The organism is Nonomuraea sp. NPDC005692 (assembly GCF_040631115.1).
Lineage (GTDB): Bacteria > Actinomycetota > Actinomycetes > Streptosporangiales > Streptosporangiaceae > Nonomuraea.
Map to the genome: position 1 here is coordinate 179898 of NZ_JBEXYU010000020.1, position 15101 is coordinate 194998.

Below are 15101 nucleotides of genomic sequence, written 5' to 3' on the forward strand. Positions count from 1 at the left end.
GGGGCCGGTCGCCGTTCGTACATTCCTGACAGAGAGGTGGAGATGACCGGCAACACCCGCGGCTTCACCGGCCGGGCGGTCGACTTCGGCCCGTTCCGTCCCGTCCCGGCGTTGATCGAGGAGCAGACCGACCGGTACCCCGAGCGGCCGGCGGTCACCTACGACGGCAGGACCCTCACCTACAGGCAACTGGACGACCTGGTCAACGGCCTGGCGGCGACGCTGGCCGGGCACGGCGTGGGCAAGGGCGACGTGGTCGCGGCCCTGCTGGTCAACTCGCTGGAACTGCCGGTCGCGTACCTGGCGCTGATGAAGCTGGGCGCGGCGTTCGTGCCGCTCGACCCGTCGTGGCCGGTCGAGCGCGTGCGCGACACGCTGGACGTGCTGCCGGACGGGCCGATCCTGTGCGCGGGCGGCGAACCGCTGCCGCCGGGCGCGGCCGATCGGGCGGTCACCGTCGGGATCGACACGATCGTCCCGACCTCCGAACGCCCGGCGGTCGACCTGGGCCCGGACGACCTGGCGTACGGCTACTTCACCTCCGGCACCACCGGCACCCCCAAGTGCGCGATGAACCGGCACGGCGGCCTGGCCAACCGGCTGCGCTTCATGACCCGCTACTTCGCCGCGACCGGCGACGACGTCGTGCTGCAGAACAGCAGGCACACCTCCGACTCCGCGCTGTGGCAGCTGTTCTGGCCGCTGACCACCGGCGGGCGCACCGTGCTGCCCGTGCAGGGCGACTTCCTCAACCTCCGGCACACCATCGACCTGATCGCCCGGTACGGCATCACCACCGCCGACTTCGTCTCCAGCGTCTTCAACGCCCTGGTCGCCATCGTGGACGGCGACGCCGCCGCCCTGGCCGCGCTGTCGTCCCTGCGCCGGCTCGTCGTCGGCAGCGAGGCGGTCAGCCCGCGCGCGGTGCACCGCCTGATGGCCCTGCTGCCCGGCCTCGACCTGACCAACGGCTACGGCCCGACCGAGGCGTCGATCGGGATGGTCTTCCACCGGGTGTCGGCGGCCGACGGCGACGCGGTCCCGCTGGGCCGCCCGATCGACAACTGCTACGCGGTCGTGGTGGACGACGACCTGCGCCCGGTCCCGCCCGGCACGACCGGCGAGATCGCGATCGGCGGCGTCTGCCTGGGCGCGGGCTACCTGGGCGACCCGGCCGGGACGGCCAGGGCGTTCGTCGGCAACCCGTTCCCGGACGAGATCCCGGGCGAGCGCCTCTACCTCACGGGCGACCTCGGCCACCTGGACGACGACGGCCGCCTGTTCTTCGCCGGCCGCAAGGACTTCCAGGTCAAGATCCACGGCGTGCGCATCGAGCTGGGCGAGATCGCCGCGGCGGCCCAGCGCTGCCCCGGCGTGCTGCAGGCCGAGGTCCTGGTGGCCGAGCAGGCGGGCGTCAAGGCGCTGGCGCTGTTCGCCTCCGGCAGGGGCCTGACCGAGGCCGCGCTGGCCGCCGAGCTGCGCCGCACGCTGCCGCGGACCAGCGTCCCCCGCTACTTCTTCCCGCTGGCCGAGATGCCGCTGCACGACAACGGCAAGGTGGACCGCGGCCGGCTCCAGGAGATCCTCGACGGCCGGCTGGCCGAGGACACCGCGCTGCTGGCCGAGAGCGCGCCGACCGCGTGCCTGGGCGACCAGGTGCTGCGGGCGATGCGCTCGGCGCTGGGCTGGCCGGGCCTGACCGCCGAGACGCACTTCGCCGAGTCGGGCGGCGACTCCATCCAGGCCCTGTCCGTGGTCCACATGATCACCGCCGAGACCGGCGTGCGCGTGGACGTCAAGGACCTGTACGACCACCCGACGGCCGGCGCGCTGGCCCTGCTGATCGAGCGGCGGCGGCAGGACCACGAGGCGATCGAGGAGGAGTCGGTGCTGATGGCGCGCGACTCCGTGGTGCCCGACGGGGAGCCCATCCGGCGGGCGTCCAGGCCGGAGCGGCTGCGTACGGTGCTGGTCACCGGGGCCACCGGGTTCGTCGGCAGCCGCCTGGTGCACGAGCTGCTGGGCCGCGGCGGGCTGCGGGTCTGCTGCCTGGCGCGGGCGGCCGACGACGAGGCGGCCACGGCCCGGGTCGTGGCGGCGCTCGCCGAGCGGGGGTTGTGGGAGCCGCGCTTCGCCGACCGGCTGGAGGGCTACGCGGGCGACCTCGCCTTACCCGGCCTCGGGCTGGACGGCTCCACCTGGGAGCATCTGGCCCGAGCCTGCGACCTGGTGCTGCACAACGGCGCGATGGTGAACTTCCTGTTCGACTACCGCGCCCACCGTCAGGCCAACGTGCGCGGCACGATCGAGCTGGTGCGGCTGGCGATGGCCCACCATCCGGTGCCGCTGCACTACGTCTCGACGCTGGGCGCCTTGCAGACGGAGGCGCTCCACAGGGGCGAGCGCGTCCCGGAGGACTGCGACCCGGCGCTGGCCAGGCCGCCGGGCGGCGGCTACAGCCGGTCCAAATGGATCGCCGAGCGCTACCTGGCCGAGGCCCGGCGCCGGGGCGCGCTGGTGACCGTGCTGCGGCTGGGCGAGATCATGCCGAGCGCCGACAACGGCTATCCGAACCCGGTCGCCTTCACCCACCTGCTGCTGTCGGCGTTCCTGCGGCTCGGCGTGCGTCCCGACGTCGCCACGCGCACCGACTACACCCCGGTCGACTACGTCGCCGCGCGGGTCGGGGCGGCCGTGGCCGACCCCGAGGTCTGGGGCCGGACGCTGCACGTCTTCCGCGCCGAGAGCGTCAGCATCGACGACGTGCCGGCCCGGGCGGGCGTGCCGGTCACGCCGATCCCGTGCGGCGACTTCGCGCGGCTCGTCCGCGAGACCGGCCGGGCGAGCGGGGACCGCGAGCTGATCACGCTCGCCTCCCTGCTGCCCGCCGCGGCGGACGAGGAGGAGCTGCGCCGGGCGTTCGGCGGGCTGCTCACCGACAACCCCGCGCTGTTCCGCAAGGACGAGTGCCACAGGCTCGAACAGCGATGGCGGCTCGGCGAGGGCACCCTCGACGGCCCGATCGCCGCCTATCACGCCCGGCTGGCGGCCACGGCCGGGCAGCGGGTGCCCACCGGTTGATCAGGAAAGGTCAGGAATGCGCTACCGCAAGATGGGAAACCTCGGCTGGGAGGTCAGCGAGGTCGGATACGGCATGTGGGGCATCGGCGGCGGCCCCGGCGGCTTCACCGGCTGGGACTACGACGTCGCCCCCCGGTGCCTCGACGAGGCCGTCGAACTGGGCTGCACCTTCTTCGACACCGCCTGGGTCTACGGCCGCGGCGTCAGCGAGCAGCTGCTCGGCGCGCTGCTGCGCCGCCACTCCGGCCACCGGCTGTACGTGGCCACGAAGATCCCACCGAAGAACCGCGAATGGCCCCCTGGACCGGACGACACCCTCGACGACGCCTACCCCGCCGAGCACATCCGCGAGTACACCCACCGCAGCCTGGACAACCTGGGCGTCTCACGCATCGACCTCATGCAGTTCCACACCTGGGAGGACCGCTGGGCCCGTGACGAGCGGTGGCAGGAGGCGATCAGGGACCTCAAGAGCGAGGGCCTGATCGACGCGGTCGGCATCAGCGTCAACCGGTGGGAGCCGGCCAACTGCCTCGCCGCGCTCGACACCGGCCTGATCGACGTCATCCAGGTGATCTACAACATCTTCGACCAGGCGCCCGAGGACGAGCTGTTCGACCGGGCGCTGCGCGAGGGCGTGGGCATCATCGCCCGCGTGCCGTTCGACGAGGGCACCCTCACCGGCACACTGACCGCGGACAGCACGTGGCCGCCGGAGGACTGGCGCAGCACGTACTTCGGGCCGGAGAACCTGGGGCCGAGCGTCGAGCGGGCCGAACGGCTCAAGGCGGCGCTCCCGGAGGGGCTCTCGCTGCCGGAGGTCGCGCTGCGGTTCGTCCTGCACCACCCGGCGGTCAGCACGGTGATCCCGGGGATGCGCAGGCCGGCGCACGTGCGGGCCAACCTCGGCGTCTCCGACGGGCGGCCGCTCGACCCCGGCCTGCTGAGCGAGCTGCGGCGGCACCGCTGGGACCGGGTGCCGGCGTGGTGGTCGGGGTGAGCCGGCCGCTGGTCGCCATGTGGGCGCACTCGCGCTCGGCCTCGACCGCGTTCCTGCGCATGATGATCGAGCGGGGCGACGTGGCCGTGCTGCACGAGCCGTTCCTGGCGTTGACCGAGGAGGGCTCGCTGACGCTGCCGTCGCCGGACGGCGGCCAGGTGACGGCCCGCTCGGAGAAGGACCTGCTGGTGCGGCTGGCCGAGCTGGCGCGGGCGCGGCCGGTGTTCGTCAAGGAGGTGCTCGACTACGAGTACCCGCACCTGTTCAAGCATCCGGAGGACCTGGCGGGGATCGTCCACACGTTCATCGTGCGCGACCCGCGGCCGACCATCGCCTCGCACTACGCGATCAAGCCGGCGGTGACCTGCGACGAGATCGGCTACGAGCGGCTGTTCCTGCTGCACGAGCTGGTCCGGGAGGCCACCGGCCGGCGGCCGCTGGTGATCCGCACCGAACGGCTGATCCGCGAGCCGGCGGCGGTCGTCGAGGAGTTCTGCGCCTACACCGGCCTGCCCTTCCTGCCCGGCTCGCTCACCTGGGCCGCCGGTGACCGCCCGGAGTGGGGACGGACCCGCCGCTGGCACCTGGACGCGAGCGGCAGCGCCGGGTTCGAGGACCGCGGCAACGTCTACGCCGCGACCGTGGACAACCATCCCGCCCTGCGGGCCTTCTACGACCACCATCTCCCCTTCTACCAGCGCCTCGTCCAGGACGAATAGGGAGTATCCATGTCAGAGTCACCGGGCCGGCTGTTCGCGCGGGCCTACGCCGAGGACCCCGCCCACGCGGAAGTGACCTTCGACTACACCATCACCGAGGCGCACGAGCCGACCAAGGACCGGCCCCGCCTGACCGTGCGCAACCTGCTCAGGGTCGTCCCCGTCGAGGGCGACCGGGCCCGGTTCTGGACGGAGTCGCCGCCCGGCGAGGAGGAGCGGCGGACCGTTCGCGACTCGGACGTGCGGCGCGAGGCGGCCTTCAGGTTCGGCATGTCGGAGGCCAAGGTGCATCCGATCCAGGCGTGGGTGCAGATCCCCGACGGCCTGGCCGCGGACCCGGACGCCCTGGCCACCTTCCTCGACTACCGACTCCTGGTCCGGCTGGCCACGGCCGAGAACCTGGCCCTGACCACCGCCCTGCTCGGCCATCCGGAGATCGCCCGCCTGCCGTACGACGACTACGTCCACGGCGTGCTGTCGGCCTGCGACGAGGTCGAGCAGTCGGGCGCGACCCCGCATGCGATGATCGTCAACCCGCGCGACTACTACCACCGGCTGATCGGCCGGGGCGGGCTGCTGGCCGAGCTGGCCGAGGGCAACGGCATGAAGGTCAGCCGCAACCGGTGGGTCGCCCCCGGGGACGCCCTGGTCGGCGACATCTCCGTGGCGGCCAGGCTGCTGGACGCGCGCCGCTCGGTGATCCGGGTGGCCGAGCCGCCGCCCGGCACGTTCGCCCGGCCGGGCGTGGCCGTCTGCGCGGAGGTGTACGAGGGCGTCGCGGTGCATCTGCCGGGACTGTTCTACCTGGTCACCCCTGCCGGGGAAAACACAGTATTTCCCACTTCCTAGCAATCGAGTAGAACGAGAACGACGAAAGGCGGTGACCGTGCCGGACACGAGCCAGGAATACCGGCGCAACGGTTGGTGGCGCGACGAGACCTTTCTGGACGACTTACGCCGCAACATGACTGCGTCTCCCGACAAGGCAGCACTGATCAGCCGGCGCGTCGCCGACGGTGTCACCGACGTCGTCACGTACGCCGAGCTGGGCGCGATGACCGACCGCATCGCGCACGGCCTGGTCCGGCTGGGCGTGCGGCCGGGCGACTTCGTCGCCATCCAGCTCCCCAACCGCAGGGAGACGCTGCCCCTCGCGCTGGCGTGCATGAGGATCGGCGCGCGCATCGCCCCGCAGATGCCCATCTACCGGCACCGCGAGCTGGACTTCATGATCCGGCTGACCGAGGCGAAGCTGTTCGTCACCACGAGCCGGATCGGCCACCTGGACACGGCGGAGACGGGGATGACCCTGGCGCGGGAGATCCCGAGCCTGGAGCACGTGATCGTCGTCGGCGGCGGCGGCCCGCCCGGCTCGCTCGACTTCGACGAGCTGCTGCTCACCCCGGAACCGGGCGACCCGGCCGACATCGAGGGCCGCGAGCTGGGCCCCGACGACCCGTTCCTCATCCTGTTCACCTCGGGCACGACCGGCGAGCCCAAGGGCGCGCTGCACAGCCAGAACACCCTGTACGCCGACATCAAGGGCTACGGGGAGGCGTTCGGGCTGGACCCGAGCCTGGTCATCATGACGGCCCAGACGTCGATGCACTACGTCGGCCTGGTGATGGCGTACCTGACGGCGCTGACGCTGGGCGGCACCGCGGTCACGGCCGACGCCTGGGATCCAGGCGTCTACCTCGACCTGATGTCCGACCACGACGTCACCATGTACTACGGCTCGCCGCCGTTCGCCCGGGAGATCAGCGAGGAGCAGGCGGCCCGGCCGCGCAAGCTGCCCAGCCTGAGCGTCTTCGTCTCCGGCTCGGCCCCCGTCCCCCCGCACCTGGTGGAACGGGTCACCGAGACGCTCGGCGTGCGCGTGTACGCGCTGTGGGGCATGACCGAGAACGGCGGCGTCACCATGACCCGCCCGCAGGACCCGCCCGAGCGGGCCGGCGAGAGCGACGGCACGGTCATCTCCGGCATGGAGGTGCGCATCGTCGACGAGGAGAACAGGCCGGTCGAGAAGGGCGAGATCGGCGCGCTCCAGGTACGCGGCGCGGCCCAGTGCCTCGGCTACTACCTGCGCGACGAGATCTACGCCAAGTCGATCACCCCGGACGGCTGGTTCGACACCGGCGACCTGGCCCGCGACGACGGCTACGGCGGCGTGCGCATCTCCGGCAGGACCAAGGACGTCATCATCGCCAACATGTGCCTCAAGCTGCCGGTCAGCGACATCGAGGCGCTGCTCGGCCGGCATCCGGCGATCCGCGACATCGCCCTCATCGGCATCCCGGACCCGGCGCTGGTCGAGCTGGTGTGCGCCGTCGTCACGCCGTCGGGCGAGCCGCCCACGCTGGAGGAGCTGCGCGCCTACCTCAAGGAGGCCGGTGTGAACGACTGGTTCTGGCCCGAGCGCCTGGAGATCGTCGAGGAGATGCCGCGGACCGTCACCGGCAAGATCCGCAAGGTCGAGCTGCGGGAACGGTTCGGCGCGGCGTCGGACTGAGGTGGCCGGTTCACGAGCGCTCCCGCTCGCCGTCCTGTGCGGGAGCGCCTTCCTCGGCGCGATCGACGTGCAGCTCGCGAACATCGCCTTCCCCGACATCCTGCGCAGCTTCCCGGGCAGCAGCCTGCCCGAGCTGTCGTGGGTGTTCAACGGCTACGCGATCGTGTTCACCGCGGCGCTGCTGCCGGCGGGCGGCCTGGCCGACCGGTTCGGCGCGCGGCGGGTGTTCCTGACCGGCCTCGCGGTGTTCGTGATCGGCGCCGCCCTGTGCGCGGTGGCGCCGTCGGCGGGTGCGCTGATCGCCGCCCGGGTCGTGCAGGGCGTGGGCGGCGGGGTGATCACGCCGCTGACGCTCGCGCTGATCCTGCCGTACTACCCGCCGGAACGCCGGGGCACGGCGATCGGGCTGTGGAGCGCGGCGCAGTCGGTGGCGACGGCGTCGGGGCCCTCGCTCGGCGGCATGCTGGTCGGCGTCTGGGACTGGCGGACGGTGTTCTTCCTGCACCTGCCGGTCGGGGCGGCCGTGCTGGCGGGCGCCTGGCGGATCGTGCCCGGAGCGGCGGGCGAGGCGGCCACGTCCAGGCTGCCGGACATCGCCGGGCTGCTGCTGCTGGTGGGGGCCATCGGGCTGCCCTCGCTGGCGATCGTGCAGAGCGACGCGTGGGGGCCGGGCAGCCCCGGCACGATCGCGGCGCTGGTCGCGGGCGTCGTCGTGGCCGTGCTGTTCGTCCGGCGGGCGCGCACGCATCCCGCTCCGATCGTGGACCTGGGCGCGCTGCGGGCGCGCGGCACGCAGCGGGCCAACCTCGCGATGTTCCTGGTCGGGCTGGTGATGTTCGCGCTGCCGCTGGCCAACATCCTGTTCCTGACCGGGATCTGGGGGTACTCCGTGGCCGCCGCGGGGCTCGCCGTCACGCCGGGCGCGCTCGCCCAGGTGCTGACCGCGCCGCTCGCCGGGCGGCTGGCCGCCAGGACCGGCCATCGCCTGCTCGCCCTGTGCGGGGTGGCGCTGCTGGCCCTGTCCACGGCGTACCTGGCGTTCGCGACGGGGGGCGGGCCGGCGTACCTGACGGTGGTGCTGCCCGCCGTGGTGCTGTCGGGGGTCGCGGTGGCCGTGCTGATCACGTCGCTGAGCGGCGCGGCGGTGGCCGAGATCCCGCCCGCGCGGCTGGCCACCGGCACCGCCCTGTCGGTGACCTCGCGGGCCGTCGGGGCCGTCATCGGCGTCTCGGCGCTGGTGCTGGTGCTGTCGGGCGACCGGCTCGGGGCGGTCGGGGCGTACCAGGGGGTGTGGCTGACGATGCTGGGCCTGTGCGCGCTGGTCGCCGTCGCCGCCGCCGGCCTTCGCGCCCCGCGGGCCGAGCCCGCCGCGCGGCGCGCCTGACCGGCGTACGGCGGCAAGGGACGGGCTGTCGGGTCAGTCGGGCGCGTAGGCCAGGACGTGGTCGTGGAGCAGGCGGCCGACCCGCGGGTCGTCCCGCTCGAACGCCTCCACCAGTGGTTCGTGGTCGGCCGCGTTCTCGTGCGGCCGCATCCTGAACAGCCGGATCGACACGTGCGTCCAGACCTCGACGCCGAGCGACTCCCACACCGACACCAGCAGCGCGTTGCCCGAGGCCGCCACGATCTCCCGGTGGAAGGCGACGCCGTGGCGCACCTGGTCGTCGAGGGAGCCGGCGGCCGCGGCGGCGTGCAGGCGGCCCACGTGGGCGCGCAGCGCCGCCGCCGGCGGCCGGCCGAGGCGGGTGGCGGTCTCCTCCAGGCCGGCCCTGACCTGGTAGACCTCGCGCAGGTCGTCGAGGGTGAAGCCGCGGACCCGGGCGCCGCGGTTGGGCGCCGACTCGACCAGCCGGAGCGCCTCCAGCTCGCGCAGCGCCTCGCGTACGGGGGCCTGGCTGACCTGGAGCTCGGCGGCCAGGCGGCGCTCGACGATACGCTCGCCGGGCTCCCACCGGCCGCTGATCAGGCCGTCGAGCAGCACTTTCCTGATCTCTTCGCGCAACGGCGGCCGCACCACGGGCTCCACAGATAATCCTTTCATCGGATGATCGATCATATGGTGTTTAATGGAAGCATGGAGAAAGATCTGGATCCTCAGGAGACCGCCGAATGGCTCGAATCGCTTGAGGCGGTCCGGCGGGCGGCCGGTCCTGATCGGGCCGATTACCTGCTGCGCAGGCTCGCCACGAGCACGCGCTATCTCAACACGGTGCCCACCGCCGAGGAGCCCGCCTACCCCGGCGACCTGGAGCTCGAAGAACGCGTCGCGGCCTACGACCGGTGGAACGCCGCCGTCATGGTCAGCCGGGGCAGCAAGCTCGGCCTCGGCGGCCACCTGGCCACCTACGCCTCGGCCGCCTGGCTGTACGAGGTCGGCTTCAACCACTTCTTCCACGGCACGGACGACCAGGTCTTCTTCCAGGGGCACGCCTCCCCCGGCATCTACGCGCGGGCGTTCCTCGAAGGGCGTCTGAGCGAGGAGCAGCTCGACCTGTTCCGGCGCGAGACGCAGGGCGGGCTGCCGTCGTACCCGCATCCCAGGGCGATGTCGGGCTTCTGGCAGTTCCCGACCGTGTCGATGGGCATCGGCCCGCTCAACGCGGTCTACCAGGCGCGCTTCAACCGCTACCTGCACAACCGCGGCATCAAGGACACCTCGCACAGCCATGTCTGGGCCTTCCTGGGCGACGGCGAGATGGACGAGCCGGAGTCCACGGCGGCGCTGACGCTGGCCGCCAGGGAGGGGCTGGACAACCTCACCTTCGTGATCAACTGTAACCTCCAGCGGCTCGACGGCCCGGTACGCGGCAACACCCGGATCGTGCAGGAGCTGGAGAGCGTCTTCAGGGGCGCGGGCTGGCACGTCGTCAAGGCGCTGTGGGGCGCCGAGTGGGACGGCCTGCTCGGCTCCGACGAGCTCGTGGCCAGGCTCGGCGAGGTGCCGGACGGCCAGTTCCAGACGTTCGCCGCCGCCGACGGCGCCTACATCAGGCAGCACCTGTTCCAGGGGCTCGACGTGCCCCACACCGACGACGACCTGCGGCGCATCGTCGGCGGCTCGCGGGCCGGGCACGAGCCGCGCAAGGTGTACGCCGCCTACCACCGGGCGCTCCAGAACCGGGGCGCGCCCACGGTGGTCCTCGTCCAGACGGTCAAGGGCTGGACGCTGGGCGCGGGCGTCGAGGCGCGCAACGCCAACCACCAGATGAAGAAGCTCACCCTCGACGAGTTCCGCGTCATGCGCGACCGGCTCGGCCTGCCCGTCCCCGACTCGGCGCTGGCCGGGGAGCTGCCGCCGTACCTGCACCCGGGGGCCGACTCGGCCGAGGCCAGGTACGTCGCCGAGCGCCGGCGGGAGCTGGGCGGCCCGATCCCCCACCGCACGGTCGCCGGCCGGCCGCTGCCACAGCCGGGCGAGCGGCCGTTCGCGGCCCTGGCCAAGGGCTCGACGCAGCAGGTGGCCACCACGATGGCGTTCGTCCGGCTGGTCAAGGACCTGATGAAGGAGCCGGAGACCGGGCGGCGCTGGGTGCCGATCGTGCCCGACGAGGCCAGGACGTTCGGCATGGAGTCGCTGTTCCCCACGGCGAAGATCTACTCGCCGCTCGGCCAGCGGTACGAGTCCGTCGACCGGGAGCTGCTGCTGGCGTACAAGGAGGCGGTGGACGGGCAGATCCTCATCGAGGGCATCACCGAGGCCGGGTCGATGGCCTCCTTCACCGCGGCGGCCACCAGCTACGCCACCCACGGCGAGCCGATGGTGCCGTTCTACATCTTCTACTCGATGTTCGGCTGGCAGCGGACCGGCGACCAGATGTGGGCCCTGGCCGACCAGCTCGGCCGCGGGTTCCTGATCGGCGCGACCGCCGGCCGCACCACCATGACGGGCGAGGGCCTGCAGCACGCCGACGGCCACTCCCAGCTCCTGGCCTCGGCCAACCCCGCCTGCCTGGCCTACGACCCGGCCTTCGCCTACGAGGTCGGCGTCATCGTCCGCGACGGGCTCAGGCGCATGTACGGCGAGGCCGCCGAGGACGTGTTCTACTACCTGACCCTCTACAACGAGCCGCTGCCCCAGCCCGCGATGCCCGAGGGCGTCGAGGAGGGCATCGTCAAGGGCATCTACCGCTACTCCGCCGGCGGCGGGGCCGCGCACCTGCTGGCCAGCGGCACCGCGATCCACTGGGCGCTGGAGGCCCAGCGGCTGCTGGCCGAGGAGTACGGGCTGGGCGTGGACGTCTGGTCGGTCACCTCGTGGAGCGAGCTGCGGCGCGAGGCCATGTCGGCGACCGGGGTGCCGTACCTGCGGCAGGCGCTGGCCGGGACCGAGGGGCCGGTGATCGCGGTCAGCGACTGGATGCGGGCCGTGCCCGACCAGATCAGGCCGTGGATCGACCGGCCGTGGACCTCGCTCGGCACCGACGGGTTCGGGCTCTCCGACACCCGGGAGGCCGTGCGCAGGCACTTCGGGGTCGACCCGCGGTCGATCGCGGACGCCGTGCTGAAGGCGGTGGAGGAGTAGCAGCGGGGGTGACTCGTCCCGGCGTAACCGTATTTATCGAGGAATCTCCCTAAGTTAGGGCCTGGCGCACCAGCCGTGTTCTGCTGATCCCGGGGGGAGACGGGTGAGAACACGGTTGCGCCGGTCGCTGCGTACGCGGCTGGCACTGCTCGCCGGCATCGCCATGTTGCTGCTGAACGTCGTCGTCAGCGGCTTCGTCATGTTCGGCATCCACGACGACGTCGCCGACGTGCGCGCCAGCGACGTGTCCGGGCGAGCCCTGCGCGTGCTCCTCATGGTCAAGCGCAACCAGTTGCCCCAGGTGCTGGAACCCCTCGGCCTCGACGGCATCCAGGTCGTCGACCCGGCCGGACGGGCCGTCGCCTGGACGCCCAACCTGGCCGACGCCCCCCGCCAGACGGCCCAGATCCCCCGCGACCAGGCCAACTACGTCAGCAGGAGCTGCGACCTGCCGGCCTTCCCCGACCGGTGCGAGCTCGTGGTCGCCCTGCGCGCCTTCCAGCCCGAGGGCACCTGGATCATCTACGCCTTCGACCCCGCGGTCCCCTGGTTCGTCAGCCCGCAGGTCGTGCTGTTCCAGATCGTGGTGTCGGCGCTGCTGGTCGGGCTGACCTTCTTCGGGGTGTCGCGGGTCGTGGCCAGGACGCTCGCCCCCGTCAGCAGCATCACCAAACGGCTCGCCGAGATCACCGCGGACGGCGGCGGCCTGCGGGTGCCCGTCCCGGACACCGACGACGAGATCAGAGCCCTGGCCGAGACCGCCAACCAGACGCTGGAACGGCTGGAGACCGCGCGGGCGCGCCTGGAGGCCGCGATGGAGCAGCAGCGCAGGTTCGCCGGGGACGCCTCGCACGACCTGCGCAGCCCGATCACCGCCATGCGCGCGCAGATCGAGGAGGCCATGCTGCATCCGGAGGAGACCGACTGGCGGGAGACCAGCACCCAGGTGCTGGCCAGCCTCGACCGGCTGCAGGCCATCGTCACCGACCTGCTCACGCTGACCAAGCTGGACGCCGGGGCCCCGAGCGACCGCGAGCCGGTGGACCTGGGCGAGCTGGTCGCCGCCGAGACCGCCAGGCCGCGGGCCAAGCGCGTGGTCACCGGCCCTGACGAGGGCGTGGTCGTCATGGGCGACCGGCTGCAGCTCACCCGTCTGCTGACGAACCTGCTGGACAACGCCGAGCGGCACGCCGAGACGCAGGTCACCGTGACGGTCCGGGAGGAGGAGGGCCGGGCCGTGCTGGAGGTCCTGGACGACGGCGGAGGCATCGAACCGGCCCAGCGCGAGCTCGTCTTCCAGCGCTTCACCCGCCTGGACGACTCCCGCAACCGCGACGCCGGCGGCACCGGCCTCGGGCTGCCGATCGCCCGCGAGATCGCGACGGCGCACCACGGCACGCTGACCATCGAGGACTCCCCCAAGGGCGCCCGCTTCGTCCTCCGCCTCCCCCTCGCCTGACGCCTCCGCAGCAGGGGCGCGGGGTTCCTAGTGTTTGGTGTGGCCGCGGGCGCGGCCCTTGCCGTGTTTGGCCTTGGCGCCCTGATGGCCGACCTTGCGGCCCTTGCCGGAAGTGGCCGCGGAAGTGGCGCCCGACCTGGCGCCGGTCACGGCGGGCGGCTGGGCCGGTGGCTGCGCCAGCGGCTGGGCGGGCGGACGGCGGCGGGAGCCGCTCTGCTCGGCCGCGCGGTCGGAAGCGTCCTCCGGGGTGCGGTCGCGCGAGGCGGCGACGGCGTGCATGATGCCCGCGTGCTCGGGGGCCTGGTTCGGCGCCGGGTCGGCGTAGGAGGGGGTGCGGGGGGTGGCGGGCCCGCCGCCGTCGCCGTTCCAGGACGTCGTGAGCAGCACGCTGGTGACGAGCGCGGCCAGGGCGGTGAGCTGCCGCCAGCGCTGCGGCCTGCTCGGCTGCGGGATCGACACCGAGAACGGCAGCAGCTCGCGGTGCGCGCGCAGCCCTCGCGCGGCGCCAGGCATGGTCCGGCGCACCGCGTGGTTCCGCTCGCTGGTCCTGCGTCCCACGCGGTCCCACCCCGGGATCCGCCGCCTGGCGTCCGGGGCGGGGGCGCGCGGCACGGGAACGGCTTGCGGGCCGGGGGCCTCCGACGGGATGTCGGCGCGCGCGGCGGGGACGGGGGCCGGGGCGGGGAGGGAGACCTCCGGGGCCGGGGTGGGCGGGAAGAGGGTGGGGGGAAGGAGGTCGCCGGTGTTGGGCAGCGAGGCGGCCAAAGGGATGGCGGCGGTGTCGTGGGGTTCCTCGTCGCGCAGCGCGGCCACCCGGGTCAGGCGCCGCCGGGCCTCCTCGCCGTCGATCCGGCGGGCGGGGTCCTTCGCCAGGAGACCGGCGATGACCGGCGCGAGCGGCCCGGCCAGGTGGAACGGCGCGGGCTCGGAGGTGAGCACCGCCGTCAGGGCCGCCAGGTGGCCGCTGTGCGGGAAGGGCGACTGGCCTTCGACGGCCGCGTACAGGGTGGCGCCGAGGGACCACAGGTCGGCCTGCGGGGTCGCGTGGCCGCCGCGCAGGCGTTCCGGGGCGATGTAGGCGGGCGTGCCCACCACCATGCCCGACTGGGTGATGTTGGCCTGGTCGTCGAGGGTGGTGGCCAGGCCGAAGTCGGTGAGCAGGGCGTGCCGGTCGCCGTTCAGCAGGATGTTGCCGGGCTTGACGTCGCGGTGCACGATGCCGTCGGCGTGCGCCGCGCTCAGCGCCTCCAGCACCTGCAGCCCGAGGCGCGCGGCGTCGGGCGGGGACAGCGGCCCGCGTTCGGCGATCACGTCGGCGAGGCTGCGCGAGGGCACGAGCTGGAGCACGATCCACGGCCGCTCGTCGGCCACCACCACGTCGTAGACGGCGGCGATGTGCGGGTGGCTCAGCCGGGCGGCCAGCCGCGCCTCCCGCATCGTCCGCCCGAGCAGCCGCTCCCGCTCGGCCCCCAGCGTGTGCCCGAGGGTGACCTCCTTGACCGCGACCTGCCGGTCGAGCAGCTCGTCGTGGGCCCGCCAGACCCGGCCCATGCCACCGCGGCCCAGTTCGGACAGCAGCCGGTAGCGTCCGGCCAGCAACCAGCCCGCACAGCGCGAAAGTGACATGCCGCCCTGCCTACCCGATCATCCCGCCCTCATGCAACGGCCGCACAGGCTTCGAGTCGATCCTGTGAGGAGGGCGGGCGCGGGGTCACCCGTTCGTGGGGAAGCCCAGGTTCACGCCGCCGTGGGACGGGTCCAGCCAGCGCGAGGTCACGACCTTGCCCCGCGTGTAGAAATGCACCCCC

10 protein-coding genes are annotated in these 15101 nt (G+C 73.1%); 8 read left to right on the plus strand and 2 right to left on the minus strand.

The window, feature by feature from the left end; genetic code table 11:
• Positions 1–42: 42 nt before the first annotated feature.
• The 6 genes from ABZ459_RS33310 (at position 43) to ABZ459_RS33335 (ending at position 8696) form a co-directional block, all read left to right on the plus strand.
• A complete protein-coding gene (locus ABZ459_RS33310; protein WP_357978902.1) occupies positions 43–3081 on the plus strand; it encodes an amino acid adenylation domain-containing protein in 3039 nt (1012 codons plus the stop codon).
• Positions 3082–3097: 16 nt separating this feature from the next.
• A complete protein-coding gene (locus ABZ459_RS33315) occupies positions 3098–4081 on the plus strand; it encodes an aldo/keto reductase (protein ID WP_357978904.1) in 984 nt (327 codons plus the stop codon).
• The gene (locus ABZ459_RS33320; protein ID WP_357978906.1) at positions 4078–4800 is read left to right on the plus strand and encodes a sulfotransferase family protein; all 723 of its coding nucleotides are present in this window, start codon (positions 4078–4080) and stop codon (positions 4798–4800) included. Before ABZ459_RS33315 ends, ABZ459_RS33320 begins: the two co-directional genes overlap by 4 nt.
• A 9-nt stretch (positions 4801–4809) precedes the next feature.
• Complete coding sequence (locus ABZ459_RS33325; protein WP_357978908.1) at positions 4810–5649, plus strand: family 3 encapsulin nanocompartment shell protein; 840 nt, start codon at positions 4810–4812, stop codon at positions 5647–5649.
• Positions 5650–5764: 115 nt separating this feature from the next.
• On the plus strand, positions 5765–7312 hold the full coding sequence (locus ABZ459_RS33330) for an AMP-binding protein (RefSeq protein WP_357978911.1): 1548 nt from the start codon (positions 5765–5767) through the stop codon (positions 7310–7312).
• 1 nt (position 7313) lies between these two features.
• Entirely contained in the window at positions 7314–8696 is a 1383-nt protein-coding gene (locus tag ABZ459_RS33335; RefSeq protein ID WP_357978913.1) for a DHA2 family efflux MFS transporter permease subunit, read from the plus strand.
• Positions 8697–8729: 33 nt separating this feature from the next.
• Here ABZ459_RS33335 and ABZ459_RS33340 read toward each other — a convergent pair whose 3' ends face one another.
• Positions 8730–9338 (minus strand): GntR family transcriptional regulator, encoded by a 609-nt coding sequence (locus ABZ459_RS33340; RefSeq protein WP_357978915.1) that lies wholly within the window; start codon positions 9336–9338, stop codon positions 8730–8732.
• A gap of 48 nt (positions 9339–9386) precedes the next feature.
• Between ABZ459_RS33340 and aceE the strand changes: the two genes are divergently transcribed.
• Entirely contained in the window at positions 9387–11834 is a 2448-nt protein-coding gene (gene aceE / locus ABZ459_RS33345) for a pyruvate dehydrogenase (acetyl-transferring), homodimeric type (RefSeq protein WP_357978916.1), read from the plus strand.
• A 103-nt stretch (positions 11835–11937) separates the two neighbouring features.
• Positions 11938–13293, plus strand: a complete 1356-nt coding sequence (locus ABZ459_RS33350; protein ID WP_357978918.1) for a HAMP domain-containing sensor histidine kinase — start codon at positions 11938–11940, stop codon at positions 13291–13293.
• 27 nt (positions 13294–13320) lie between these two features.
• Here the strand turns inward: ABZ459_RS33350 and ABZ459_RS33355 are convergent, their stop codons facing one another.
• A complete protein-coding gene (locus tag ABZ459_RS33355) occupies positions 13321–14919 on the minus strand; it encodes a serine/threonine-protein kinase (RefSeq protein ID WP_357978920.1) in 1599 nt (532 codons plus the stop codon).
• Positions 14920–15101 lie beyond the last annotated feature (182 nt).

What these genes read in the sequence shown, in the direction of transcription:
- ABZ459_RS33325 (WP_357978908.1), top strand. Translation starts at nt 4,810, where the DNA reads ATGTCAGAGTCACCGGGCCGGCTGTTCGCGCGGGCCTACGCCGAGGAC.
- ABZ459_RS33315 (WP_357978904.1), top strand. Translation starts at nt 3,098, where the DNA reads ATGCGCTACCGCAAGATGGGAAACCTCGGCTGGGAGGTCAGCGAGGTC.
- ABZ459_RS33330 (WP_357978911.1), top strand. Translation starts at nt 5,765, where the DNA reads ATGACTGCGTCTCCCGACAAGGCAGCACTGATCAGCCGGCGCGTCGCC.
- ABZ459_RS33310 (WP_357978902.1), top strand. Translation starts at nt 43, where the DNA reads ATGACCGGCAACACCCGCGGCTTCACCGGCCGGGCGGTCGACTTCGGC.
- ABZ459_RS33355 (WP_357978920.1), bottom strand. Translation starts at nt 14,919, where the DNA reads ATGTCACTTTCGCGCTGTGCGGGCTGGTTGCTGGCCGGACGCTACCGG.
- aceE (WP_357978916.1), top strand. Translation starts at nt 9,387, where the DNA reads ATGGAGAAAGATCTGGATCCTCAGGAGACCGCCGAATGGCTCGAATCG.